The sequence below is a fragment of the Micromonospora sp. NPDC047074 genome (genome assembly GCF_040643815.1).
Lineage (GTDB): Bacteria > Actinomycetota > Actinomycetes > Mycobacteriales > Micromonosporaceae > Micromonospora.
This window is the reverse complement of sequence record NZ_JBEYVB010000076.1, coordinates 1-6,090: the sequence shown is the minus strand read 5'-3', so window position 1 is coordinate 6,090 and position 6,090 is coordinate 1. Positions and strand designations below refer to the sequence as shown.

Below are 6,090 nucleotides of genomic sequence, written 5' to 3'. Positions count from 1 at the left end.
CAGCGGCAGCAGGACGGCACCGGTGTGACGCCCGGGCGGCTCCACTGCGCCACCGGGCGGCCGTCGAGGCGCCACGGGTGCCCGGTCACCCGCGGGGTTAGGCGCCGGAGGTTACGCGGTAGGCGTCGAAGACGCCGTCGACCTTGCGGACCGCGGCCAGCAGGTGGCCCAGGTGCTTCGGGTCGGCCATCTCGAAGCTGAACCGGCTCACCGCCACCCTGTCGCGGGTGGTCGTGACCGTCGCGGAGAGGATGTTGACCCGCTCGTCGGAGAGCACCCGGGTCACGTCGGCCAGCAGCTTGTGCCGGTCGAGCGCCTCGACCTGGATGGCGACCAGGAACGTCGAGGCGGAGGTGAGCTTCCAGCTCACCTCGACCACCCGCTCGTTCTGCGCCCGCAGGTCCTCCGCGTTGGCGCAGTCGTCCCGGTGCACGCTCACCCCGCCGGAGCGGGTGACGAAGCCGAAGACCGAATCCGGCGGTACGGGCGTGCAGCAGCGCGCCAACTTGATCCACACGTCGCTGACCCCGCGCACCACCACACCGGGATCGGCGCTGCTCTGCCGGCTGCGGGGCGGCCGGGTGGCGACGGCGGTCTCGGCGATGTCCTCCGCCGCGCCCTCCTCGCCGCCGTACGCGGCCATCAGCTTCTGCACCACCGACTGGGCGGAGACCTGGCTGTCGCCGACCGCCGCGTAGAGGGAGGCCACGTCGGCCAGGTGCAGGTCCCGGGCGATCGCCATCAGCGCTTCGGAGGTGAGCATCCGCTGCAACGGCATGCCCTGCTTGCGCATCGCCTTGACGATCGCGTCCTTGCCGGCCTCGATCGCCTCCTCGCGGCGCTCCTTGTTGAAGTACTGCCGGATCTTCGTCCGCGCCCGGGGGCTCTTGACGAAGCCCAGCCAGTCCTGCGTGGGGCCGGCCGTGTCCGACTTCGACGTGAAGATCTCGATCACGTCGCCGTTGGACAGCGTCGACTCCAGCGGCACCAGCTTGCCGTTGACCCGCGCCCCGATGCACTTGTGCCCGACCTCGGTGTGCACCGCGTACGCGAAGTCCACAGGCGTCGACCCCGTCGGCAGCGGGATGACGTCACCCTTCGGGGTGAAGACGTACACCTCCTGGCTCGACAGGTCGAACCGCAGCGCGTCGAGGAACTCGCTCGGGTCGGCCGCCTCCCGCTGCCAGTCCAGCAGCTGACGCAGCCACGTCATCTCGTCGATGTGCGCCGGCGGACCGACGATCTGGGTGCCCTTGTGCTCCTTGTACTTCCAGTGCGCGGCGATGCCGAACTCGGCGGTGCGGTGCATCGCGTACGTGCGGATCTGCATCTCCACCGGCTTGCCGGTGGGCCCGATGACCGTCGTGTGCAGCGACTGGTACATGTTGAACTTGGGCATGGCGATGTAGTCCTTGAACCGGCCCGGCACCGGCTGCCAGTTGGCGTGGATCACCCCCAGCGCCGCGTAGCAGTCCCGCACCGTGTCGACCAGGATCCGCACCCCGACCAGGTCGTAGATGTCGTTGAAGTCCCGCCCCCGCACGATCATCTTCTGGTAGATCGAGTAGAGGTGCTTCGGCCGCCCGGTGGTCTCCGCCTTGATCTTGGCGGCCTTCAGGTCGACCTGCACCTTCTGGGTCACCTGGCGCAGCAGCGCCTCGCGCTGGGGTTGGTGCTCGCCGATCAGCCGCAGGATCTCCTCGTAGCGCTTCGGGAACAGCGTCCCGAAGGCGAGGTCCTCCAACTCCCACTTGATCGTGTTCATACCCAGCCGGTGGGCCAGCGGGGCCAGGATCTCCAGCGTCTCCTTCGCCTTCTGCTCCTGCTTGGGGCGGGGCAGGAAGGTGAGCGTACGCATGTTGTGGAGCCGGTCGGCCAGCTTGATCACCAGCACCCGCGGATCCTTGGCCATCGCGACGACCATCTTGCGGATCGTCTCGGCCTTGGCCGCGTCGCCCAGCTTCACCTTGTCGAGCTTGGTCACCCCGTCGACCAGCAGCGCCACCTCGCCACCGAAGTCGGCGCGCATCTGGTCGAGGGTGTATTCCGTGTCCTCGATGGTGTCGTGCAGGAGGGCGGCCACCAGGGTGGTGGTGTCCATCCCCAGGTTGGCCAGGATCGTGGCCACCGCGAGCGGGTGGGTGATGTAGGGGTCGCCGGACTTGCGGTACTGCCCGGAGTGCCAGCGGGCCGCGGTGTCGAAGGCGCGCTGGAGCAGCCGCGCGTCGGCCTTGGGATGGGCGTCCCGGTGCGTCGAGATCAGCGGCTCCAGCACCTCGCTGACCTGCGAGGACTGCCACGGCGCGTTGAACCGCGCCAGCCGGGCCCGGACCCTGCGGCCGGTGGGCGCCGTGGAGAGCGCGAAGCCCGCGCTCGGCACGGGATCGCCCGCGCCGTCGGTGGGGAACGGGAGCACGACCCCCTCGGTCGCCGCGCCCGCGCCGCCCCCGGCCGCGCCGCTCGCCGGGCGCGTCGCGTCGGGACGTACGGCCTCGGCCGGGTTGACCGGGCCGGAGCCCACGTCCCGGGTCGGGGCGTCACCGTTCCGTGCGGTCACCGAGCTGTCCGCGTCGCCTGTCGGGTGCACCGTGCCCTCCACCGGAGGGGCGACATCGTGGGACACCGGCCTCCTCACCGCTCGCCGGGAAAACACCGACCGTGCGCCGGCCGGCCTGGTCTCGCGCCGCCCGGACGGGGCCCGTCCGGTCAGCAAAGGGCAATGCTACCCGCACGCACCGTGCCCCGCCGCTCCGCCGGACGGTCCCCACCGGGTCCGTCCGACGGTTGGCGTGGTCAAACGGTCAACAGGGCATGGACCGGGCGGGGCGCCAATCGCTCCCGACCGCCGAGGAACCCGAGCTCCAGCAGCACCGTGAAGCCCGCAACGGTCCCCCCGGCCCGCTCCACCAGGGCCAGCGTCGCCTCGGCCGTGCCGCCCGTGGCCAGCACGTCGTCGACCACCAGCACCCGGTGCCCGGCCGTGAAGGCGTCCTCGTGCACCTCCAGCGTGGCCTCGCCGTACTCCAGGGCGTAGGAGGCCGAGTACGCCGGGCGGGGCAGCTTGCCGGCCTTGCGTACCGGCACCACGCCGACCCCGGTCGCGTACGCGATGGCCGCCGCGACCACGAACCCGCGCGCCTCGATGCCGACGACCGTGTCGAACGACTCCCGACCGTGGTACGCGATGATGCCGTCGATCACCTCACGGAACGCGTCACCGTCGGCGAACAGCGGCATCAGGTCCTTGAACATGACACCGGGCTTGGGGAAGTCGGGCACGTCGAGTACCCGGCTGGCCACCAGCGCGGCGGCGTCCGGGCCGCTGTCTCCCCGTACCCCGGTGCTGTGGGTCTCCGTCACGGCAGTTCCGCTCCCCTTCACGACGACGGCGTCCTCCATGCTGCTCGCACAGCATGAAGGACGCCGTCTGGACGGTTCCTACCGGGTCTGCCCGGCCCGGGTCAGCGCCGCTTGCCGCCGCCCGGCCGGTTGCCACCGCCGCCGGCCGGTCGGCCGCCCCGGGCACCGGTGGGCCGCTTTCCGGCCGGCCGCGAGCCCACCTTCGGCGCGGCGCCGGCCAGCGCCGCCGCCTCCGGGTCGATCGGCTCGTCGGTGGCCTCGGCGGAGCGGGGGGCCGTGCCCTTCGGCGTGACCTCGCCCCGGGCGATGGCGCCCCGGCGGGCCAGCACCCGCTTGTTGTGCGCCTGGATCCGCGGCTCGTAGTTCTTCAGCAGCACCAGCAGCGGCGTGGCCAGCAGGATCGAGGTCAGGAACGCGATCGCCATACCGACGAACAGCACCAGGCCGAGGTCCTTCAGGGTGCCCGCGCCGAGCAGGCCGGCACCGATGAAGAGCAGACCACCGACGGGCAGCAGCGCGACCACCGAGGTGTTCAGCGACCGCATCAGGCTCTGGTTGATGGCCAGGTTGGCCGCCTCGCCGTACGTCTGGTTGTTGTTCGCGGTGATGCCCCGCGTGTTCTCCTGCACCTTGTCGAAGACCACCACCACGTCGTAGAGCGCGAAGCCCAGGATCGTGAGGAAGCCGATGACCGTCGACGGGGTGACCTCGAAGCCGACAAGCGAGTAGATGCCGGCGGTGAGGATCAGGTTCATGATCAGCGAGGAGACGGCCGCGACCGCCATCCGCCACTCGAAGCGCAGGATCAGGTAGACCATGACCACCGCGATGAACACGACCAGACCGAGTAGCGCCCGGGACGTGACCTGGCTGCCCCACGCCTCGCTGACCTGGTTGCCGCTGATGGTGGCGGCGTCGATGCCGAACTCCTGGGCGATCTCGTCCTTGACGGCGTTGGCCTGCTCGGTGTCGAGCTGGGTGGTGCGTACCTCGTAGAAGTCGCCGCCGGTGCCGCCGACCTTCTGCGTGGTGACCACGTGGGCGCCGTCGCCGGCCGTGGCGAGGGCCTCGTCGACCTTCGCCTCGGTCTGCTCCAGCGTGCCGACGCTGGCCGGGATCTGGAACGAGTTGCCGCCGGCGAACTCGATGCCCAGGCTGAAGCCGCGCAGCCCGAAGCTGAGCAGCGCCAGCAGGATCAGGCCGAGCGCGACGCCGAACCAAAGCTTGCGCTTGCCGACGATGTCGAGGCCGGCCTCACCGCGGTAGAGGCGGCTCGCGAGACCACTCTTGCCAGCCATCTCAGGCCTCCTTGGCGCGCGGGTTGCGGGACGCGGTCGGCTCGGCCGTCCGGGCTGGCAACGCCCGCCCGAGGCCACTGACCCGCGGGGACAGGAACGCGGAGGTGCGGGCGAACATCGTCATGATCGGGTGACGGAACAGGAAGACCACGACCAGGTCCAGCACCGTGGCCAGGCCGAGCGCGAAGGCGAAGCCCTTCACCGCGCCGACCGAGACCACGTAGAGCACCACGGCCGACATCAGCGTGATCGCGTTGGCCGAGATGATCGTCCGGCGGGCCCGGGTCCAGGCGCGCGGGACGGCGCTGCGCGGGCTGCGCCCCTCGCGGATCTCGTCCTTGAGCCGCTCGAAGTAGATGACGAACGAGTCCGCCGCCACACCGAGTGAGACGATCATGCCGGCGATGCCGGCGAGGGTGAGGGTGAAGCCGATCTGCCGGCCGAGCACCACCAGCGCGCCGAAGACCAGCAGCGCCGACAGCACCAGGCTCAGGAAGATCACCGAGCCGAGCAGGCGGTAGTAGAAGAACGAGTAGATGATGACCAGCGCCATGCCGATGCCCGCCGCGAGCAGACCGGCCCGCAGGTGGCTGGCGCCCAGGGTGGCGGTGACGTTCTGCTGCTCCTGCGCCTCGAAGGTCACCGGCAGCGCGCCGTAGCGGAGCTGGCCGGCCAGGGCGTTGGCGTCGCGCTGGGTGAAGTTGCCGGTGATCTGCGAGTTGCCGGTCAGCACGCCCTGGATCTCGGGCGAGGAGACGATCTCGTTGTCCAGCACGACGGCCACACGGCACTTGCCGTCCTGGCCGAGGGCGGTGGCGTCGCAGGCCTGGCCCTCGTTGTTGAACGCCTCGCGGGTCAGGTTGGTCCACTTCGTCTGGCCGTCGCCGGAGAAGTCGAGGCTGACCACCCACTGGCTGGTCTGGTCCATCACTCCGCTGGCGTCGTCGACGTCGGTGCCGAGCACCTTCGCCTGGTCGAGCAGGTACTTCGCGGCGCCGTCCTCGCAGGCCACCACCTGCTGGTCGGCGGCGGAGATCGACGCCGGGGGGCGCTTGTCGAGCTGGGCGCAGCTGATCTGCGGCACGTTGAACTGCATCTGCGCCGGCAGCACCGCGACCTCGCGCGGGTCCAGCGTGGCGAACGGCTTGAGCTTGTCGGCGAGCGACGGGTCGGCGGTCAGGTCGGCCGGGGCCTGGAGGCCGCTCGCGGCGGCCCAGGCGGCGGCGCCGACCTTCTGCTCGACGGCCTTGCGCTGCTCCTCGACGCTCTGCGGCACCGGCTGGCCGCTGGCGCTCGGCGTCGGGGCGGCGGCCGACGGGGTGGCACTCGGCGCGGCCGACGCGCTGGCGCTCGGTGCCGGGGCCATGCCGCCCTGGCCGCCGCTCGCCGACGGGGTCACCTTCGGCCCGGCGCTGCCCGACGGGGCGGCGCT

Annotated in this window: 4 protein-coding genes; all 4 read right to left on the bottom strand. The window is 71.2% G+C overall.

Annotated features, from left to right (window positions below; genetic code table 11):
* Nucleotides 1-97 precede the first annotated feature (97 nt).
* Nucleotides 98-2,599 (bottom strand): bifunctional (p)ppGpp synthetase/guanosine-3',5'-bis(diphosphate) 3'-pyrophosphohydrolase, encoded by a 2,502-nt coding sequence (locus tag ABZ809_RS34335; RefSeq protein ID WP_357566821.1) that lies wholly within the window; start codon nucleotides 2,597-2,599, stop codon nucleotides 98-100.
* 194 nt (nucleotides 2,600-2,793) lie between these two features.
* Nucleotides 2,794-3,360 carry an adenine phosphoribosyltransferase gene (locus tag ABZ809_RS34330; RefSeq protein WP_357566820.1) on the bottom strand — a complete coding sequence of 189 codons (567 nt, stop codon included), beginning with the start codon at nucleotides 3,358-3,360 and terminating at the stop codon, nucleotides 2,794-2,796.
* 101 nt (nucleotides 3,361-3,461) lie between these two features.
* The gene (gene secF / locus ABZ809_RS34325) at nucleotides 3,462-4,658 is read right to left on the bottom strand and encodes a protein translocase subunit SecF (protein ID WP_357566818.1); all 1,197 of its coding nucleotides are present in this window, start codon (nucleotides 4,656-4,658) and stop codon (nucleotides 3,462-3,464) included.
* 1 nt (nucleotide 4,659) lies between these two features.
* Nucleotides 4,660-6,090 (bottom strand): protein translocase subunit SecD (secD, locus tag ABZ809_RS34320; protein ID WP_357566817.1); only part of this gene is annotated, 1,431 nt, incomplete at its 5' end.